Source organism: Nocardiopsis sp. MT53, from assembly GCF_019598965.1.
Classification (GTDB): Bacteria; Actinomycetota; Actinomycetes; order Streptosporangiales; family Streptosporangiaceae; genus Nocardiopsis; species Nocardiopsis changdeensis.
Window position 1 is genome coordinate 4,603,515 of the sequence record NZ_CP080599.1, and the last position, 17,988, is coordinate 4,621,502.

The 17,988-nt window shown below is 74.7% G+C and carries 12 protein-coding genes; 7 read left to right on the forward strand and 5 right to left on the reverse strand.

The genetic code is table 11. The features are described from left to right. Window positions 1-36 precede the first annotated feature (36 nt). The gene (locus tag K1J57_RS20470) at window positions 37-525 is read left to right on the forward strand and encodes a protein phosphatase (RefSeq protein ID WP_220560188.1); all 489 of its coding nucleotides are present in this window, start codon (window positions 37-39) and stop codon (window positions 523-525) included. On the opposite strand, the gene K1J57_RS20475 is transcribed toward K1J57_RS20470, so the two are convergent. The 5 genes from K1J57_RS20475 to K1J57_RS20495 all read right to left on the reverse strand — a co-directional run bounded on the left by K1J57_RS20475 (window position 456) and on the right by K1J57_RS20495 (window position 5,497). Beyond that, window positions 456-1,511: a hypothetical protein gene (locus K1J57_RS20475; RefSeq protein WP_220560189.1), complete on the reverse strand. Its 1,056-nt coding sequence runs from the start codon at window positions 1,509-1,511 to the stop codon at window positions 456-458. The two genes, K1J57_RS20470 and K1J57_RS20475, sit on opposite strands and share 70 nt — an antisense overlap. A gap of 143 nt (window positions 1,512-1,654) precedes the next feature. Next, complete coding sequence (locus K1J57_RS20480) at window positions 1,655-3,217, reverse strand: hypothetical protein (RefSeq protein WP_220560190.1); 1,563 nt, start codon at window positions 3,215-3,217, stop codon at window positions 1,655-1,657. Next, window positions 3,214-4,110 (reverse strand): ATP-binding cassette domain-containing protein, encoded by an 897-nt coding sequence (locus K1J57_RS20485; RefSeq protein ID WP_220560191.1) that lies wholly within the window; start codon window positions 4,108-4,110, stop codon window positions 3,214-3,216. The genes K1J57_RS20480 and K1J57_RS20485 overlap by 4 nt, the downstream gene beginning before the upstream one ends. Continuing rightward, window positions 4,107-4,910: a zf-HC2 domain-containing protein gene (locus K1J57_RS20490; protein ID WP_220560192.1), complete on the reverse strand. Its 804-nt coding sequence runs from the start codon at window positions 4,908-4,910 to the stop codon at window positions 4,107-4,109. The genes K1J57_RS20485 and K1J57_RS20490 overlap by 4 nt, the downstream gene beginning before the upstream one ends. Next, window positions 4,907-5,497 (reverse strand): RNA polymerase sigma factor, encoded by a 591-nt coding sequence (locus K1J57_RS20495; protein ID WP_220560194.1) that lies wholly within the window; start codon window positions 5,495-5,497, stop codon window positions 4,907-4,909. The genes K1J57_RS20490 and K1J57_RS20495 overlap by 4 nt, the downstream gene beginning before the upstream one ends. 111 nt (window positions 5,498-5,608) lie before the next feature. Between K1J57_RS20495 and K1J57_RS20500 the strand changes: the two genes are divergently transcribed. From K1J57_RS20500 to K1J57_RS20525, 6 genes are all read left to right on the forward strand, one after another. Continuing rightward, window positions 5,609-6,544, forward strand: a complete 936-nt coding sequence (locus K1J57_RS20500; RefSeq protein ID WP_220560195.1) for an LLM class F420-dependent oxidoreductase — start codon at window positions 5,609-5,611, stop codon at window positions 6,542-6,544. Between the two features lie 505 nt (window positions 6,545-7,049). Continuing rightward, entirely contained in the window at window positions 7,050-9,773 is a 2,724-nt protein-coding gene (acnA, locus tag K1J57_RS20505) for an aconitate hydratase AcnA (protein ID WP_277615506.1), read from the forward strand. A gap of 195 nt (window positions 9,774-9,968) precedes the next feature. Beyond that, window positions 9,969-11,936 carry a hypothetical protein gene (locus tag K1J57_RS20510; RefSeq protein WP_220560197.1) on the forward strand — a complete coding sequence of 656 codons (1,968 nt, stop codon included), beginning with the start codon at window positions 9,969-9,971 and terminating at the stop codon, window positions 11,934-11,936. Then, window positions 11,926-13,320, forward strand: a complete 1,395-nt coding sequence (locus K1J57_RS20515) for a hypothetical protein (RefSeq protein WP_255646448.1) — start codon at window positions 11,926-11,928, stop codon at window positions 13,318-13,320. Before K1J57_RS20510 ends, K1J57_RS20515 begins: the two co-directional genes overlap by 11 nt. Before the next feature lie 270 nt (window positions 13,321-13,590). Next, window positions 13,591-15,900, forward strand: a complete 2,310-nt coding sequence (locus K1J57_RS34015; protein WP_220560198.1) for a serine/threonine-protein kinase — start codon at window positions 13,591-13,593, stop codon at window positions 15,898-15,900. 44 nt (window positions 15,901-15,944) lie between these two features. Next, a complete protein-coding gene (locus tag K1J57_RS20525) occupies window positions 15,945-17,987 on the forward strand; it encodes a serine/threonine-protein kinase (RefSeq protein WP_255646449.1) in 2,043 nt (680 codons plus the stop codon). Window position 17,988: the final 1 nt, after the last annotated feature.

Genomic DNA, 17,988 nt, shown 5'->3' on the forward strand with positions numbered 1-17,988 from the left:
CTTCCGGGGCGGTGTCCGGGACGCTAGTCTCGCCGGATGACCACCACCTGGAACCCCGGAGCCGCGGGCGTTCTGCGCCTGCCCTCGGGCCGCCTGGTCCGGGGCCGCCCGCTCGCCCGGCCCCTGCCGGAGGGCCCCGTGCCCGACCTGGGCGTGTACCTCTTCCACAAGGCCCCGCCGCCGGTCCCCTGGGAGTCCCGCTGGGTGCGCTGGCCCGACTTCCGGCTGCCCGCCGACCCCGCGGCCCTGACCCGGGAGCTCGCCGGGGCCCTGGAGCGCGCCGCCGACGAGCGGGTGGAGTTCGCCTGCCTGGGCGGTCGCGGCCGCACCGGGACCGCCCTGGCCTGCCTGGCCGTCCTCGACGGGGTCCCGGCCGCCGACGCCGTCGCCTACGTGCGCGAGCACTACTCCCCGCACGCCGTCGAGACCCGCCGCCAGAAGCGCTTCGTCGAGTCCTACGGCTCCTCCGACGGGGGCCGGGTGTCCCGGTCGCCGTGGCCGTGGGAACGGTGGCGGGCCAGGTAGACCGCGGCCGCGCCGCCGCCGACCGCCAGCACGCCGGCGGTGACCAGCCCGGCCAGGGCCGCGCCGGTGATCGGCAGGCCCCCCGGGCCGGAGCCCCCGTCGTCGGCCGCCGGGGCGGAGGTCGGGGTGGGGGCGTCCGTCCCGGGGCCGGTGCCCTCGTCGGGGGCGTCGGCGCCGGGGGTCCCGCCCTCCGGGGAGGGGCTCGCGGCGTCCTGGTCAGGGGACGCCTCCTCCCGAGGTGACGCCTCCTCCGACGGGTCCCCGCCGCCCCGCTCCCCGGAGGCCGGGGCGTCCTCGGCCCCGCCGTCGGTGGGGCACTCCACCGACACGGCCCCCATCGTCAGGTCGAAGAGCTCGGCGCCGTCGACGGTCGCCGTGACGCCGGTGTACATCCGGCCCTCGCCGGTGTCCCCCTCGGCCGGGGCGTGGTCGGTCACCGTCACCTCGGCGGTCCTCCCGTCGGCCAGTTCGACCTCGGCGGAGGCCTCGCCGCCGGACGGGGTGAGCGCGGTCCCGAACACCGTGACGACCCGTTCGGGGTCCGGTCCGCTCTCCCACTCCAGGTTCCCGGAGAAGTCGCAGGTGATCGAGTTGCGCAGCGGCCCGACCTCGACCGCGGGCGTGTCGGTGCCGGACAGGGTCAGGGTGAGCCCGCCCAGCTCGGCCACGGCCTCGGCCCGGCCCCCGTCCCGCGCCGTGGTGTTGACCGTCGCCTCGGCGGGCCCCACCACCGACACCGGTTCGAGCAGCCCGCTCGGGTCGCTGGCGGTGTCGGCTGCGAGCCGTTCCCCGCCGACCTCGGAGCTGACATAGACGGTGCCCCACAGCCCCTCGGCGCCGCCCGCATCGGGTGCCACGGACAGGCCGACCAGGGTGGCGCCCGCCGTCGCCGGGAACACCGGCGCGGCGAGGGCGGGTACGGCCGCCGCCGGGGCAGCGGCGACGCCCAGGGCGATCGCGCAGGAGACGGTACGGCGAAGACTCAACGGGTGCCCACCTCGCGAAGGAGCCGGCGCGCGGCCGGGAAGCCAGGGATGATCGCGAGTCTAGGCATCGGCGGGCAAAGCGACGGGAAAGGGCGCACCCGCCCGGGGAACGGTGTCCCCCGGGTCCGCGGGGCGCCGGCCGGTCAGCCGCCTACGGGGCACAGCGGGGCGTGCAGGTTCCAGGGCTCGTACAGGTTGGGCTCCACGTCGGAGAACACGGTGTTCCACTCGGCGGTCTCGGCGGGCCGGTCCTGCTCCTGGGCGATGGGGATCTCCAGCAGCGCGGCCAGCTCCAGGGTGTCCATCTCCCCGGAGGAGATCCGCTCCCAGTGCTCCTCCAGCAGCGCGCGCATCCGCTCCGGGGGCACCGAGACGACCCGCCGCCCCAGGACCAGGTCGGCGGGGGAGGGGGCCAGGTCGGTCAGGGTGATCGCCATCGTGTCGATCCGCAGGTAGAGGTCGTCGGGGCGGTGGGAGGCGACGGCGCGGTCCACGACCCAGGCGACCACGACGGTCCGGGCCTGCCCGGTGCCCCGGCAGTCGTCCAGCCCGTAGGGGGAGGGCGGGTCGATCGACATCCCGAGCGTCTTGCGGGCGAACGACGAGTACAGGTACGACTGCCACGGCTGTATCTCCGGGTCCATGTACTCGTGGACGGTCACCGCCGGCCTGGGGACGCCGAACTCGCGGGTGTACCAGCCGGCGTCCTGCCACACCACCGGGGCGTCGGCCCGCGCCTCCTCGGGCAGCTCGTCCAGGACCGGCTCCAGGGTGTCGTGCCAGGAGGCGACCCAGGAGTCGTAGCCGGGCAGCGGGCAGTAGGTGATTCCCTCGACCTCCCGGCAGGGCCAGGGGCCCTCCACCCCGTACACCTCGTCGTCGGCGTACCCCTGCGGGTCCTGCATCCCGTCGCGCCACACCGTCGCGTTGCCGTGGACGGCCACTCCCAGGGCCCCGGCCGCCAGCAGGGCCGCGGTGACCGACGTGGCGACCACGACCCGGACGCGGTGCCGGGCGCCCAGTGTCAGCACCACCAGCGCGGCCGTCAGCAGGCAGGTGTAGGCCAGCGAGTAGAGGGTCACCAGGGAAAGGGACACCGAGAAGCCGGGGAAGGGGCTGACGACCTGCTGGAGGGCCATGGTCGCGCGCGACACGGCGCTGTTGAGCCGCTCCGAGAGCAGGATGCCGTTGTAGACCAGGTACAGCGGCAGGCAGAGGGAGAGGAGGACCAGCGGCAGGTACGACCGGGTCCACAGGACCAGGAGCAGCGCCCCGAACGGTCCGGCGGCCGTCACCAGGAAGGGCACCGGGAGCGCGAGCGGGCTCATGATCCCGGCGGGCGGCAGGGGTTCGGCGGCCGTCCACAGCCACAGCCCCAGCCCGGCCAGGACCGCCCACAGCAGGAGCACGGCGGACAGCGCCAGGGACATGAGCCTGCCGGTGCGGCCCAGCGGGGTCGCGGAGACGACCGGGTGGCGGGCCTCGCGCACGGCGGAGGGGGTCACGGCGCCGAACCCGATCGCGGCGATGAACAGGGACGACGTGGACATGTCGCCGTACCAGGAGTCCACCGACTGGCCGGGGTGGGAGCCCGACCACACGAAGTACGCGAGGAACAGCGCCGAGGCGGGCAGCAGGAACGGCCCGCGCAGCAGCCGCGCGGCGTTGAACAGGGTCAGCCGGACGAAGGTGGCGGTGCGCCTCACCGCGCGGCCCCGGCGGGCTCGGTCCCCGACACGCCGACGAGCAGCAGGTAGGCGTCCTCCAGGGTGGGCTCCACCGCGCCGAAGGCCTCCCCGGGCGGCAGCGGCGAACCCGGGGTCAGGACCCGGTGGCGCCCGTCGGGCAGCCGCCAGGAGGTCAGGCCGCTGCCCGGGTCGCCGGGACCCTCCCACACGTGCCCGCGGGCGCGGTCCAGCAGGGCGCCGGGGGCGCCGTCGAAGACGACCCGCCCCCTGTCCAGGCACACGATGTGCCCGCACAGCGCGGCCACGTCCTCGATCTGGTGGGTGGACAGCACGACGGTGCTGTCCACGGCCAGGCGGGACACCAGGTTGCGGAACCGGATGCGCTGCTCGGGGTCCAGCCCCACCGTCGGCTCGTCCAGCAGCAGCAGGTCGGGGTCGCCCATCAGGGCCGAGGCCAGGGCCAGGCGCTGGCGCATGCCGCCCGACAGGCGGCGCACCCGGCTGTGCCGCCGGTCGTACAGCCCGACCTGGCGCAGCACCCGGCGCACCTCGTCGTGCCGGGCCCGGCGGCCGCCCAGCTCCTTGAGCACGGCCATGTAGTCGAGCAGGGCGAACGCGGTGAAGTGCGGGTAGAAGTCGGGGTTCTGCGGCAGGTAGCCCAGCCGCCGCCGGATGTCGGTGCGCTCGGGCGCCCGGGTCGGGTCCAGGCCGAGCAGGCACACCTCCCCGGAGCCGGCGTCCAGGTCGGTGGCCAGGCAGCGCATCAGGGTGGTCTTGCCGGCGCCGTTGCGGCCCAGCAGGCCGGTCACCCCCGGGCCCAGGTCCAGGTCCACCCCGTCCAGGGCGGTCCGGGTGCCGTACCTGCGGGTCACCCCGCGCAGGACCACCCGGCGGTCGGGGACCGCGGTCATGCCATCCTCACCCGGAGCAGCAGCAGGCCGACCAGGGCGGCCAGGGCCGCGCCCCAGCACGCCTGGGCCTGGGGGGCGAACACCCCGACGGGGACCGTCTGCCCGGACAGGGACACCAGGCCCAGGACCGCCAGCCACAGGACGCCCACGATCCCCGAGGCCGCGCTCAGGTGGATCCAGTGGCCCAGCAGGAGCGAGCCCGCGACCAAGGTCAGGGAGGGCAGCAGCCAGAAGACCGCGTCCCAGGCGGTGGTGGTGTGCGGCAGCATCAGCGCCGCGCCGGTGCACAGCAGCAGGGCCGGGACCAGGACCGCGCAGGTGCGCAGGAACAGCAGCCGCTGCCCGGCCATGGGCGTGACCGAGGCCAGGGTGTGCGCGGGGTCGACCCCGCGCCCGTAGGCCAGGGCCACGCCGACCAGCGGGACCACCGGCGCCAGGAAGAAGAACATCAGCGAGCCGCGCGGCAGCAGGTGCGCTGCCAGCAGGGCGGCCCCCAGGACCACCACGGTGGAGACGAGCCAGGCCTGGTAGAGCCGCGGGGTGGCGGCGAGGAGTTTCGCGGTCTCCGCGCGCAGACCGACGGAGGCCAGCAGGGTCTCGACCGGGCCGCGCCGGGGCCGGTCGACGACGTCGCGCAGCGACGCCCAGCTGTCGGCCAGCCACGACTCGTCCGCGGGCAGCAGGGACCGGCAGGGCGCGCAGTGCATCAGATGGGCCTCCACCGACATCGCGGTGATCTCGTCGCTTCTCCGGGCCGCGTAGTCGTGGGCCTGGGCCGGGGTCAGGTGCCAACCGCTCATGACGTCAATGCCTCCCGCAGGCGCGCCTTGGCGCGCATCACCCGTGTCTTCACGGTGCCTTCGGGGATCTGGAGAATCTGTGCGGCCTCGCGCACCGTGAGCCCGTCCAGCACGGTGGCCTGTATGGCGGCCCGCAGCTCGGGGGACAGGGTGTGCAGGGCCGCGCCCAGGGGTCCGTGCTCGATGTTGAGCAGCACGGTGTCCTCGGCCGAGGCGTCCCCGATGGTCTCGTAGGGCTCGGCCTCGATGTCGGAGATCCACCGGTTGGCCCGCCGGCGCAGCTGCGAGATGAGCTGGCGGATGGCGATGGTCCACAACCAGGCCCCGGCGTCGGTGTCGCCGGGGCGGGGGGTGAAGGAGCCCGCGTTCCTCCACACGGCCAGGAAGGTCTCCTGGAGCGCGGCGTCGACCTGGTCGGGGTCGGAACAGCGGTAGTTCAGACGCGCCCGCAGCCAGGGCGCGTGCCTGCGGTGCAGGATCTCCAGGGCCTCGGCCTCGCCCGCCGCGACGGCGGTCAGCAGCACCGGGTCGGTGCTCTCGGGGCCGTAGGAGGGTGCGCGGCGGTGCGCGCGTCGGAACAGCTTCACGGTCGGTCTATCGCTCGGGGCCCGAAGGGCGGTTCATCGGTGTGCGGCCTTTTCGAAGCTACCCGCGCGCCGGGGGGAGATCGCCCCCGCGGGTGGGCGAAAATGGGGTTTATGCGCCTGAGGATCTTCCTTGAGCCCCAGCAGGGGGCCACATACGAGGACCAGCTCGCCGTGGCCAAGGCCACCGAGGAGCTCGGGTTCGACGCACTTTTTCGCTCGGACCATTACCTGCACATGGGGGAGGGCACCAGCGGCCTGCCCGGGCCGACCGACGCCTGGATCACCCTGGCGGGTCTGGCCCGGGAGACGTCGCGCATCCGGCTGGGCACGCTGATGACGGCGGCGACCTTCCGCTACCCGGGGCCGCTGGCGATCGCGGTCGCGCAGGTGGACCGGATGAGCGGCGGCCGGGTGGAGTTCGGGTTCGGCGCGGGCTGGTACGAGGAGGAGCACGCCGCGTACGGCATCCCCTTCCCGACCACGGCCCGGGAGCGCTTCGACCGCTACGAGGAACAGCTCGACATCATCACCGGCCTGTGGTCCACGCCGGTCGGCGGCACGTTCCGCTACGAGGGCAAGTACTACCGGCTGGCGGAGGGGCCCGCGCTGCCCAAGCCGGAGCAGAGCCCGCGCCCGCCGGTGCTCATCGGCGGTACCGGCCTGCGCCGCACCCCGCGGCTGGCTGCGACGTTCGCCGACGAGTACAACGTGCCGTTCTCGTCGGTGGCCGACACCGGGGCCGCGTTCGACCGGACGCGGGCGGCCGCGGCGGCGGTGGGCCGCACCGGCGGGATCGTCTACTCGGCGGCGCAGGTGCTGTGCGTGGGCCGCGACGAGGCCGAGATCGCCCGCCGGGCGGAGCGCATCGGCCGCCGGGTGGACGAGCTGCGGCTGAACGGCCTGGCCGGGACGCCCGCCGAGGTGGTCGACAAGATCGGCCGGTTCGCGGAGCTGGGCGCCGAGCGCATGTACCTCCAGCTGCTGGACATGGCGGACCTGGAGCACCTGGAGCTGGTGGCCGCCGAGGTGGCCCGGCAGCTGGACTGAGGACGCGCGAAGCGCCGGCGGGGTTCTGGAGGCCCGGAGGAGAGGTCCGAGGAACGAGGGTGCCGACGTAGGGGCGAAGGTCCCCGCCCTCGAAGGGCGCTGGGCACGGAACGAAGCGAAGCGGAGGTTCGGAACAACACGGGGCCGCGGCCCGGGGCGCGGAGCCCCCGCGATAACTTGATATCGAGATATAAGTGGGATAGCTTGATGTCAAGATAAAAGAGGGTTCCCCCCGACCCGGGCCGGGCCCGGGAGTGTGACGTCGACCTCTCGGCGTCCCCGGCCCCGAGTATCACGGGCGTCCGCGCGCAGCGGACCGCCTGGCCTGTGGCGAGTGGTGTCGTCGCAGGTCATGGCCGCTTCCGAGAGGTCGGATACGGTCGGAGGGCATCCCCGCGGCCCTCCGTCCACCCGGCGACCGGTTAGGGCGGCCTCAGTGGGTCCCGCATCCACCCGATGGGGCAGGATGCCAGGGACAAAGTGGCGAGATCAGGAGGCAGACACCGTGTCCGCGAACAGCTTCGGCGCCCGTGACACGTTGCGCGTTGGCGACGAGTCGTACGAGATCTTCCGGTTGGACGCCGTGGAGGGCTCCAACCGACTTCCCTACAGCCTGAAGGTCCTCCTGGAGAACCTTCTGCGCACCGAGGACGGCGCGAACGTCACCGCCGACCACATCCGCGCCCTGGGCGGCTGGGACGCCAAGGCCCAGCCCAGCCAGGAGATCCAGTTCACCCCCGCCCGGGTGATCATGCAGGACTTCACCGGCGTCCCCTGCGTCGTCGACCTCGCCACCATGCGCGAGGCCGTCCGCGACATGGGCGGCGACCCGGACAAGATCAACCCGCTCGCCCCCGCCGAGCTGGTGATCGACCACTCCGTGATCGTCGACCTCTTCGGCCGCCCCGACGCCTTCGAGCGCAACGTCGAGATCGAGTACGAGCGCAACCAGGAGCGCTACAAGTTCCTGCGCTGGGGCCAGACCGCGTTCGACGAGTTCAAGGTCGTCCCGCCCGGCACCGGCATCGTGCACCAGGCCAACATCGAGCACCTGGCCCGCGTCACCATGAGCCGCAACGGCCAGGCCTACCCCGACACCTGCGTCGGCACCGACTCGCACACCACCATGCAGAACGGCCTGGGCATCCTGGGCTGGGGCGTCGGCGGCATCGAGGCCGAGGCCGCCATGCTCGGCCAGCCGATCTCCATGCTCATCCCGCGCGTGGTCGGCTTCAAGCTCACCGGCCAGCTCAAGCCGGGCACCACCGCCACCGACCTGGTGCTCACCATCACCGAGCTGCTGCGTCAGCACGGTGTGGTCGGCAAGTTCGTCGAGTTCTACGGCGAGGGCGTCACCTCCGTGCCGCTGGCCAACCGCGCCACCATCGGCAACATGAGCCCCGAGTTCGGCTCCACCGCCGCGATCTTCCCGATCGACGACGAGACCATCCGCTACATGCGCCTGACCGGCCGCTCCGAGCAGCAGGTCGCCCTGACCGAGGCCTACGCCAAGGCCAACGGCTTCTGGCACGACCCGGCCAACGAGCCCGAGTTCTCCGAGTACCTGGAGCTCGACCTGGGCGACGTCGTCCCGTCGATCGCCGGCCCCAAGCGCCCGCAGGACCGCATCGTCCTGGCCCAGGCCAAGCAGACCTGGCGCCACGACGTCCGCAACTACGTCGAGGACGGCGTCGACGAGGCCGTCGAGGAGTCCTTCCCGGCCTCCGACGCCCCCGCGCAGACCGCCAACGGCGCGCGCCCGCACAAGCCCGTCAAGGTCACCATGGCCGACGGCACCGAGACCGAGATCGACCACGGCGCCGTCGTGATCGCCGCGATCACCTCCTGCACCAACACCTCCAACCCCTCGGTCATGCTGGGCGCCGCCCTGCTGGCCAAGAAGGCGGTGGAGAAGGGCCTGTCCCGCAAGCCGTGGGTCAAGACCTCCATGGCCCCGGGCTCCAAGGTCGTCACCGACTACTACGAGCGCTCCGGCCTGACCCCGTACCTGGACAAGCTGGGCTTCAACCTGGTCGGCTACGGCTGCACCACCTGCATCGGCAACTCCGGCCCGCTGCCGGAGGAGATCTCCAAGGCCGTCCAGGACAACGACCTGGCCGTCACCGCGGTGCTGTCCGGCAACCGCAACTTCGAGGGCCGGATCAACCCGGACGTCAAGATGAACTACCTGGCCTCGCCGCCGCTGGTGGTCGCCTACGCCCTGGCCGGGTCCCTGGACGTGGACATCACCACCGAGCCCCTGGGCATCGGCAAGGACGGCGAGCCGGTCTACCTGGCCGACATCTGGCCGACCGCCGAGGAGATCCAGGAGGTCATGGACTCCGCGATCGCCGCCGACATGTACGAGGCCGCCTACGCGGACGTCTTCGCCGGCGACGAGCGCTGGCGCTCGCTGCCCACCCCGACCGGCAACACCTTCGAGTGGGAGGGCGAGTCGACCTACGTCCGCAAGCCCCCGTACTTCGAGGGCATGGCGCAGGAGCCGTCCCCGGTCACCGACATCACCGGCGCCCGCGTCCTGGCCAAGCTGGGCGACTCGGTCACCACCGACCACATCTCCCCGGCCGGCGCCATCAAGCCGGGCACCCCGGCGGCCGAGTACCTCAAGGCCCACGGTGTGGAGCGCCGCGACTTCAACTCCTACGGTTCCCGCCGCGGCAACCACGAGGTGATGATCCGCGGTACGTTCGCCAACATCCGCCTGCGCAACCAGATCGCGCCGGGCACCGAGGGCGGCTACACCCGCGACTTCACCCAGCCCGACGCCCCGGTGTCGTTCATCTACGACGCCGCGCAGAACTACGCGGCGCAGGGCACCCCGCTGGTCGTCCTGGGCGGCAAGGAGTACGGCTCCGGCTCGTCCCGCGACTGGGCCGCCAAGGGCACCAGCCTGCTGGGCGTGCGCGCCGTCATCACCGAGTCCTACGAGCGCATCCACCGCTCCAACCTCATCGGCATGGGCGTCCTGCCCCTGCAGTTCCCCGAGGGCCAGAGCGCCGACTCCCTCGGCCTGACCGGCGAGGAGACCTTCTCCATCACCGGCGTGACCGAGCTGAACGAGGGCCGCATCCCCGCGACGGTGAAGGTGAGCACCGACACCGGCGTCGAGTTCGACGCCGTGGTGCGCATCGACACCCCCGGTGAGGCGGACTACTACCGCAACGGCGGCATCCTGCAGTACGTGCTGCGCCAGCTGATCGCCGGGTAGCCATCCGGACTCCGCTGCCGCGCCCGACCGGCGCGGCGCGCGGTTCACGGGGCCTCCGCCGTCCGACCGACGGCGGAGGCCCCCTCCGTGTTCACGGGGAGTTCCCGGGGAGGGACCGCCCCGGGTGCGACGGCCGCCGAAGAAGCAGGTGGAACCGGGTCGAAGGCGCCCGCAGCGGGGTACTATGCTCTGCCCATGCCCAACCCTCACCGTGCCCGCGGCCCGCTCCGCGCCCTGCTCCTCACGGTGGCCCCGGCCCTGCTGCTCCTGACCGCCCCCGCCCCCGGCGGCGCCGACACGGTGGACGGCGCCGACACCCCGGCGGTCGCCCCCCAGGCGACCTACGCCGAACACTTCGCCGGACTGCTCGCCGCCGAGCCCGAGGGCTCCGCGGTCGTGGTGGACGGCGCGATCGGCGGCCCGGTCCCGCCCGAGGAGATGGAACGCGGGATCCACGAGGCCTTCGCGCCCCTCGGAGTGCCCTACCACGTCGTGGTCACACCCTTCCTGGGCGCCGGCAGCGACGCCGGGATGGACGGGATCATGCCCGCCGTGCACGACCGGCTCGGCACCGACGGCGTCTACGCCGTCCTCCCGGCCTCGGGCGGGGTCACCGAACTGCGCGTCTACGGGGCCGACCTGTCGGTGGACGGCGGCCGGGACGCCGTCTACGACGCCGAGCTCTACGACGTCCCCGCCCACGAGGTGGCCCGGGTCCTGGTCGCCGGGCTGACCGGCGCCGAGCCCCCGGCGGAGTACGCCGAGGCGGAGGCCGGAGCGGGGGAGGGCTTCCTCGCCGAGTTCCGCGACGACACCGACCCCACCCGTTTCAACGGCCCCGAGAACCTCGGCTTCCTGGTGGGCACGGTAGCCGGCGCCCTGCTGTGCTGCGCCGGGTGGGTCACCTGGCGCGCCGGCCGGCGCGGCCACCGGTTCCTGCCCGTCGCGGCCGTGCTGGCGGCGGCCTCGGCGACCGGCCTCCTCGTCGCCACCACCTACACCTACACGGTGAACGCCCCCGTGGGCGGGCACGAGGTCCCCGACCCCGAGGAGCTGGTCCGGCTGGAGCCGCCGTACGTGGTCTCCACCGGCCGGGTCGATCACATCGCCGCCGCCCTGGCGGAGGACCCGCTCTACGTCGACCCGATCATGCCGCTGAGCCGCGAGGGCCTGGAGGACGCCCCCGGCCTGCTCGCCGGCTCGCCCGTCCCCGTCTTCGCGGCGGTGGTCCCGCTGCACCACGAGGACGAGTCCGAGGGGGACCCCGACATCCTGGCCGCGGCGCTGGCCTCCGTCGCCCGCGAGGACGGCGTCTACATCGTCGTCGGCTCCGGCAACGGCGTCCCCGAGCTCGGGGCGGCCGCCCGCGGGCTGGAGATCGACGCCTACGAGCTGTGGTCCCCCCTGGCCTACGACGAGTCGCAGACCCCGGCCGCCGCCCTGGAAGCCGCGGTGGCCGCCGTGTCGGAGATGGAGTTCACCCCCGGCGACGGGTACCGGCCGATGTTCGCCGACGACGAGGTGAACCTGCCCGGGCCCCGCGCGGAACGCTACTGGTCGGGCGGGTTCTTCGGCGGCCTGCTGCTGGTGGGCCCCTTCGCGGCCGCCGCCGTGGTCGGCGCCTACTACCTCTCCGTCTTCCTGTTCCGGCTCTCCCGGGGGCGGGTCCGGGGCGTCCCCCTCAACGACCGCGTCCTGCGGCGCCTGGCCGTGGAGGAGACCGACCGGGTGCGGGCGCTGGTGGAGGGGGAGCCCGGCCGGATCCCCGCCGAGTTCATGCCCCAGGCCGAGGCCGCCCTCATGGTCATGGGCCGCGACCCGCAGGGGCTCGACCTGCTCGGGGCCGCGGTGCTGTCGCGCCGGGTGCTGGCGGCGGTGGCCGACCCCGGCGCGGACACCACGCCCTGCGCCGTCGATCCACTGCACCCCTTCGCCGCCGAAAGGGTTCAGTCCCGGCTCCTGGGCGGCCGGGCCCCCCTGTGCGAGGAGTGCGCGCGGCTCGGCGACGCCGCCCGGGCCGGGCACGTCCTGCGGCTGCGCACCGATGGCACGGTCCGCTCCTACCGGGCGAAACCGGAGGACCCGTGGATCCGTCATTCCTTCGGGGCGCACCTGCCCCGCCGCCTGGTCGACCTGCTGCTCGAGGAGAACCGTGTCCACTGACCCCCGCACCCCCGCACGCCGGCGGGCCCGCGTGACGGTCGCGGCCCTGGCCCTGCCCGCGGTCCTGTCCGCGGCCCTGGCCGGCGCACCGGCCCTGGCGGACACCGCGCCTCCGGCCGACACCGCGTCCCCGGCCGGAACCGCGCCTCCGGCCGACACCGCGTCCCCGACGGCGGGGGAGACCGCGGCGGAGGAGACCGCCAGCCCGGCCCAGGTGATCGCCGACGCCCTGGCCGAGTCGCCCGTCTACGTCGACTCCTCCTACGAGGGCGCCTACTCGGCCGAGGCCCGCGAGCGCGTCGTGACGGTGCTCGAACAGCACGACCTGGACCTGTACGTCATCGTCGTCCCGCTGGTCGAGGGCGACGAGTGGAGCGGGGAGGGCGAGGCGCTGGCCTCGGCCGTGCACGACCGGATGGGCGGCGGCGAGCGCCACTTCCTGGTCTACGACCGCCGCGGCGACCTGGAGGGCCACGACCTGGGCTCGGCCCCGGACGACTGGTCCCAGCCCGCCTTCTACGGCGCCCTGGCCGCGAGCTACAAGACCATGGACGGGCAGAAGACCCTGCCGACCCTCGTGGAGGCCGCGGTCGAGGCCGCCCTGTCCGACGACCCCGAGGCCGCCTACGAGACGGCGCAGCAGGCCTACTACGACCGGACGGGCCAGCCCCCGAGCGGGGCGCTCATGCCCGCGCGGTGGTGGAACCCCTGGGTCATCGGCGCGCTGGTGCTCGCCCTGCTGGCCGGGATCGGCGTCCCGCTGTACCGGCGCCTGGACCGGTCCCGCCCCGGCGGGCTGCTGCGCCGCCGCCCGGCGGCGCCGATCGCCCAGCACGCGGCGTTCGACAACGCCGACCGCGCCCAGCTGGAGTCGCTGGTCGAACGCGGCGAGCGCGACCTCATCGAACTGGGGGAGCGGCTCAGCGGGGACGCCGGGGTGGCCCCGCAGAACCTGTCCCGGGCCCTGGACGCCCGCGACGCCGCCGCCCGCGTCCACGACCGGATGGCCCGGGAGGGCGCCACACTGGCCGACGCGGTCGGCGTGCTCGTCCTGCTGGACCTGGCCGAGGACGCGCTGGCCGGACTGCGCACCCCGCGCCGCCCCTGCTACGCCAACCCGCTGCACGGCAACGACACCCGGCAGACCCAGTGGCGCGAGTTCGGCGGCCTGCGCACCATCCGCGTGCCGCTGTGCCCCGAGTGCGCCCGCGCCGTGCGCGACCGGCTGCGGCCCACCGTGCTGCCCGCCGAGCACGAGGGCCGCTCGGTCCCCTACTACGAGGTGCCCGCCGAGCACAGCGTGTGGGCGGCCACCGGCTACGGGACGCTCACCGACGACCTGGTCGAGCGGGTCCTGAGCGGCGGGCACCGGGCGGCCCGCTGACCGCCGCGGGGGCACGGACCGGGGGCGGGCCGGGCGGCCGCCGTTGCGACGGGGGAGGTGTTCCGTCGTAAGGTGGTCCTGGAGAAGCGGTCGATTCGGGCGGGGCGGAACCCCCCTCGCCCCTCGCCCCTCGGCCCCGGGCCGTCGCCGCACCGCGATGACCGCACGCGCGCGTCACCGATGCCCCTGCCCCGCGCATCACGCCGACGGCCCCGCCCCGTCACCCCGGCGCACCGCCGCCGACCCGTGAGACCCGTGAAAGGCAAGACCTTGGACGACCCCGCAGAGGCATCCGCCCCGCGTACCGTGGGCGGCTACCGCCTGGTGCGTTCGCTCGGACGCGGCGGTTTCGGTGAGGTGTTCCTCGGAGAGGCCGGGGACGGGAGCCGGGCCGCGGTGAAGGTGCTGCACGCCTCCTGGTCCGGTGACGCGGACATGCGCCGCCGGTTCGCGGCGGAGGTGGAGCAGGCGCGGCGGGTGAGCGGTTTCTGTATCGCGGCGATCCTGGACGCGGATCCGGAGGCGGAGCAGCCGTGGATCGCCACCGAGTTCATCGACGGCCCCACCCTCCAGAGGGCGGTCGCCGAGGAGGGGCCGCGCCGCGGGATGGAGCTGCAGCGGTTGGCGGTCAACACCGCCACGGCGCTGGCCGCGATCCACGCGGCGGGGGTGGTCCACCGCGACCTGAAGCCGGACAACATCATGCTGGCGGCGGACGGGCCGCGGGTGATCGACTTCGGCATCGCCCGCGCGGTCGAGACCACCTCGGTGACCGCCAGCGGGGTCGTGGGCACCATCGGGTACATGGCGCCCGAGCAGTTGGAGGGCGCCCGGCTCACCTCGGCCGTGGACGTGTTCTCCTGGGGCGCGGTCATGGTCTACGCCGCCACCGGGCGCGAGGCCTTCCAGGCGCCGACCCAGGCGTCGCGCATCGCCCGCATCCTCAGCGGCGGCCCCGACCTGGAGGACATCGCCGAACCCCTGCGGAGCGTGGTCGAGCGCTGCCTGGACAAGGACCCGGACCGGCGCCCGGACGCCTCCTCCCTGCTCAACCTGCTCATCGCGGGCCCCCAGGGCGGGGGCCCGGCCCCGGGCGTCGCCGTGCACCCGGCGCCGGTGCCCGTCTCCGGCGTGGATCCCACGCGGGTGGCCCCGGCGCATGGCGTCGACCCCACGCGGGTCGCTCCGGTCCACGGTGTGGATCCCACGCGGGTGGTCCCGTCCCACGGTGTGGATCCCACGCGGGTCGCTCCGGCGCACGGTGTGGATCCCACGCGGGTGGCCCCGCCCCATGGCGTGGATCCCACGCGGGTGGCCCCGCCGCACGGCGTCGACCCCACCCGCTCCTACACCGGCCTGGCCCCGGCCGGGCCCGCCGCGCCCGCGGCCGCCGGGACGGCCACCCCACCGCCGGGACCGGTGTCCGCCCCGCGGCCCGGCCCCGGGAACACCGGCGCCTCCGGGTACCACACCGGTGTCGGCGGAGTCCCCCCGTACCACTTCGCCGGCATCCGCTTCACCGACCCCGGTGCCCTGGCCGAGGCCATGCAGGGCAACTGGGCGGCGGCCGTCCGCGTGTTCGGCGACGCCACCGAGCGCGCCGCCCTGGGCGCCTGGCTCATGGACGACCTCGGCGACACCCTCGTCGACCGCTCCCTGTTCCGCCGCCACGCCGACGACGCCAACCTGGCCCTGGCCTCCTTCATCGCCCAGACCCGCCCCGACCTGCCGCCGGTCTTCCGCGGCCGCGGCGCCACCATGACCGACCTCGGCGGGCTGTTCTCCGACCCGCGACCCGTCATCACCGGGGCGCCGATGTCCAACGAGATGGCCCTGCTGGCCCGCCCCGAGGTGCTGCGGACCATGGGCCTGCACCACGCTCCCGACCCGGCGGCGCACCAGCGCCTGGCCGACTCCCTCGACGCCGCCGAGCACGCCGGGAACACCTTCCACCAGGAGCTGTCCGGCCGGCTCGCCGGGTGGCGGTCGGCGAGCCCCAACGTGAACCCGGCGCTCATCCTCACCTTCCTGCTGCACCCCGAGCTGATGGTCCCGCCCCACGACGGCGGCGACTCCGGGGTGGGGGAGTGGATCGACATCCTCTGGCGCCGGGTGGACGCCTCCCCCGGCCCGGCCGGGGTGGGGCACGCCGCGGCGATCTACGGCGCCGTCCCCACCCTCCAGGCGCTCTCCCGCCAGCGCCGCTACTGGGAGGAGCGCTACACCAAGGTCGCCACGGAGCACGAGTCGCTGCACGGCAAGGTCGTGCAGCAGCAGCGCTACTTCCAGATCCGCCGCTACTGCAACTACGCGCTCTTCGGATTCCCGATCGGGATCGTCATCGGCATGTCCGGCCAGGCCGAGTGGCTGGGCGACCTGCTGGTGACGCTGTCGGTCCTGGCCCTGGCCGCCTCGGTCGTGCTCTCGGTGGTCCTGCGCGTCGGCTACGGCGACGTGGTGCGCCGCGGGCAGCGGGTGATGGAGCTGAACAACGCCGCGGCCCAGCTACCCGAGCTGACCTCGGGCGTGGAGCGCATCCGCGCCGACCTGGTCCACGCGCGCCGCATCACCGGGGGCTGACCGGACGCCCCCGACCCCCCGACGGCAGACCAGGAAGGTACGGCGTGCACGAGACCTGGGAGACGGACGGTTCCACCGTGGGCGGCTACCGCCTGGTGCGTTCGCTCGGACGCGGCGGTTTCGGTGAGGTGTTCCTCGGAGAGGCCGGGGACGGGAGCCGGGCCGCGGTGAAGGTGCTGCACGCCTCCTGGGCGGGCGACGCCGAGATGCGCCGCCGGTTCGCGGCGGAGGTGGAGCAGGCGCGGCGGGTGAGCGGTTTCTGCATCGCGGCGATCCTGGACGCCGACCCCGGGGCGGAGCAGCCGTGGATCGCCACCGAGTTCATCGACGGCCCCACCCTCCAGCGCGCGGTCGCCCAGGACGGGCCGCGCCGCGGGGCGGAGCTGCAGCGGCTGGCGGTCAACACCGCCACGGCGCTGGCCGCGATCCACGCCGCCGGTGTGGTGCACCGGGACCTGAAGCCGGAGAACATCATGCTGGCGGCGGACGGGCCGCGGGTGATCGACTTCGGCATCGCCCGCGCGGTGGAGGCGACCTCGGTGACCGCCAGCGGCATCATCGGGACCGTCGGGTACATGGCCCCGGAGCAGTTGGAGGGCGCCCGCCTCACCTCGGCCGTGGACGTGTTCTCCTGGGGCGCGGTCATGGTCCATGCGGCGACGGGGCGCGAGGCGTTCCCCGGCCCCACCCGGGCCTCCCGCATCGCGCGGGTCCTGTCGGGCGAGCCCGACCTGGACGGCGTGCCCGAGGAGCTGCTCGGGACGGTGCGGACCTGCCTGGACAGGGACCCCCGCCGCCGCCCGGACGCGCGCACCCTGGTGGACCACCTCATCACCGGCGCGCCCCTGGTGGCGGTGCCCGAGCCCACGGTGGTCGACCCGGGGGAGGGGCCCCTGCCGCCCACCCTGGCCTACACCGCGGCGGCCCCGGCGCCCGCTCCGGTCCCGTACACCCCGCCGCCCCCGGGGGAGGCGCCGCCGTACCACTTCGCGGGCGTCCGGTACACCCGGCCCGGCGACCTGGCCGCCGCGATGCAGGAGCAGTGGGCGCAGGCGGCGGCGGTCTTCGAGGACCCGGACGCCAGGGCGGCCCTGGGCACCTGGATCACGGACGACCTGCGGGACACGACCGTGGACCGCGCGCTGTTCCGCACCCGGCGGACCGACGCCGACCTGGCCGTGGCGACCTTCGTGGCCCAGACCCGCCCGGACCTGCCCCCGCGCTTCCGCGGCCACGACGTCTCACCCGACACCCTGCGGTCCTTCTTCGCCGCCGCGCCGTCCGCCGCGCCCGCGGAGGCCGGCGGCCTGGCCCGTCCGGGGATACTGCGCCAGCTGTCGCTGCACCACGGCGAGGCGGCGCGCGGCTTGGCCGCGCCGGCCGCCGAACTGGAGGCGGCGGGGCGCGCCGCCGCCGCGTTCGGGGAGGAACTGGCCGAACAGCTCGACGGCTGGAAGGACGGGCGGCACGCGGCAGCGGACCCGGCCCTGCTGCTGGCGTTCGTGCTCGACCCCGGGCGCGTGCGCCGCCCGGCCGCGCCCCCGGGCACCGCGGCCGCGCAGTGGATCGACGCGCTGTGGAAGCGGGTGGACGCCTCCGAGGGGGCGGCGCGGGCCGGGTGCGCGGCCGTGGTCCACAGCGCGCTGCCCCTGATCGACGGGCTGGTCCGGCGGTGGGAGGAACCGGAGCGGCGCGGGGCGCAGCGGGAACAGGAGCTGCGCACCCTCCGGGGCGACCTGGCGTTCTACGACAAGACGGCCACCCGCCTGGTCTGGCTGGGCGGGACGGCGCTCGCCTGCCTGGTGCTCGCCTTCGTGGTGCTGCCGGGGATGACGGAGGGGAGCGGCTCCGGATGGGCCGGTTTCGTCGGGCTCTGCCTCATGGTCGGCCTGCTCTCCCCCCTGTTCGTGCTGTTCGCCCACATCCAGGCCCGCGTCCGCGTCGGGAACGGCGAGCGGCGCCGAAGGCTCCGGCAACGGCTGCGGGGGCTGGAGGAGGACCAGGCCGCCCTGGTGCGGGAACTGCACACCATGCGCGCCGACCTGGAGAAGGCCAGGGCGCTGGCCGCGGCCCCGCCCCGGCGGTGAG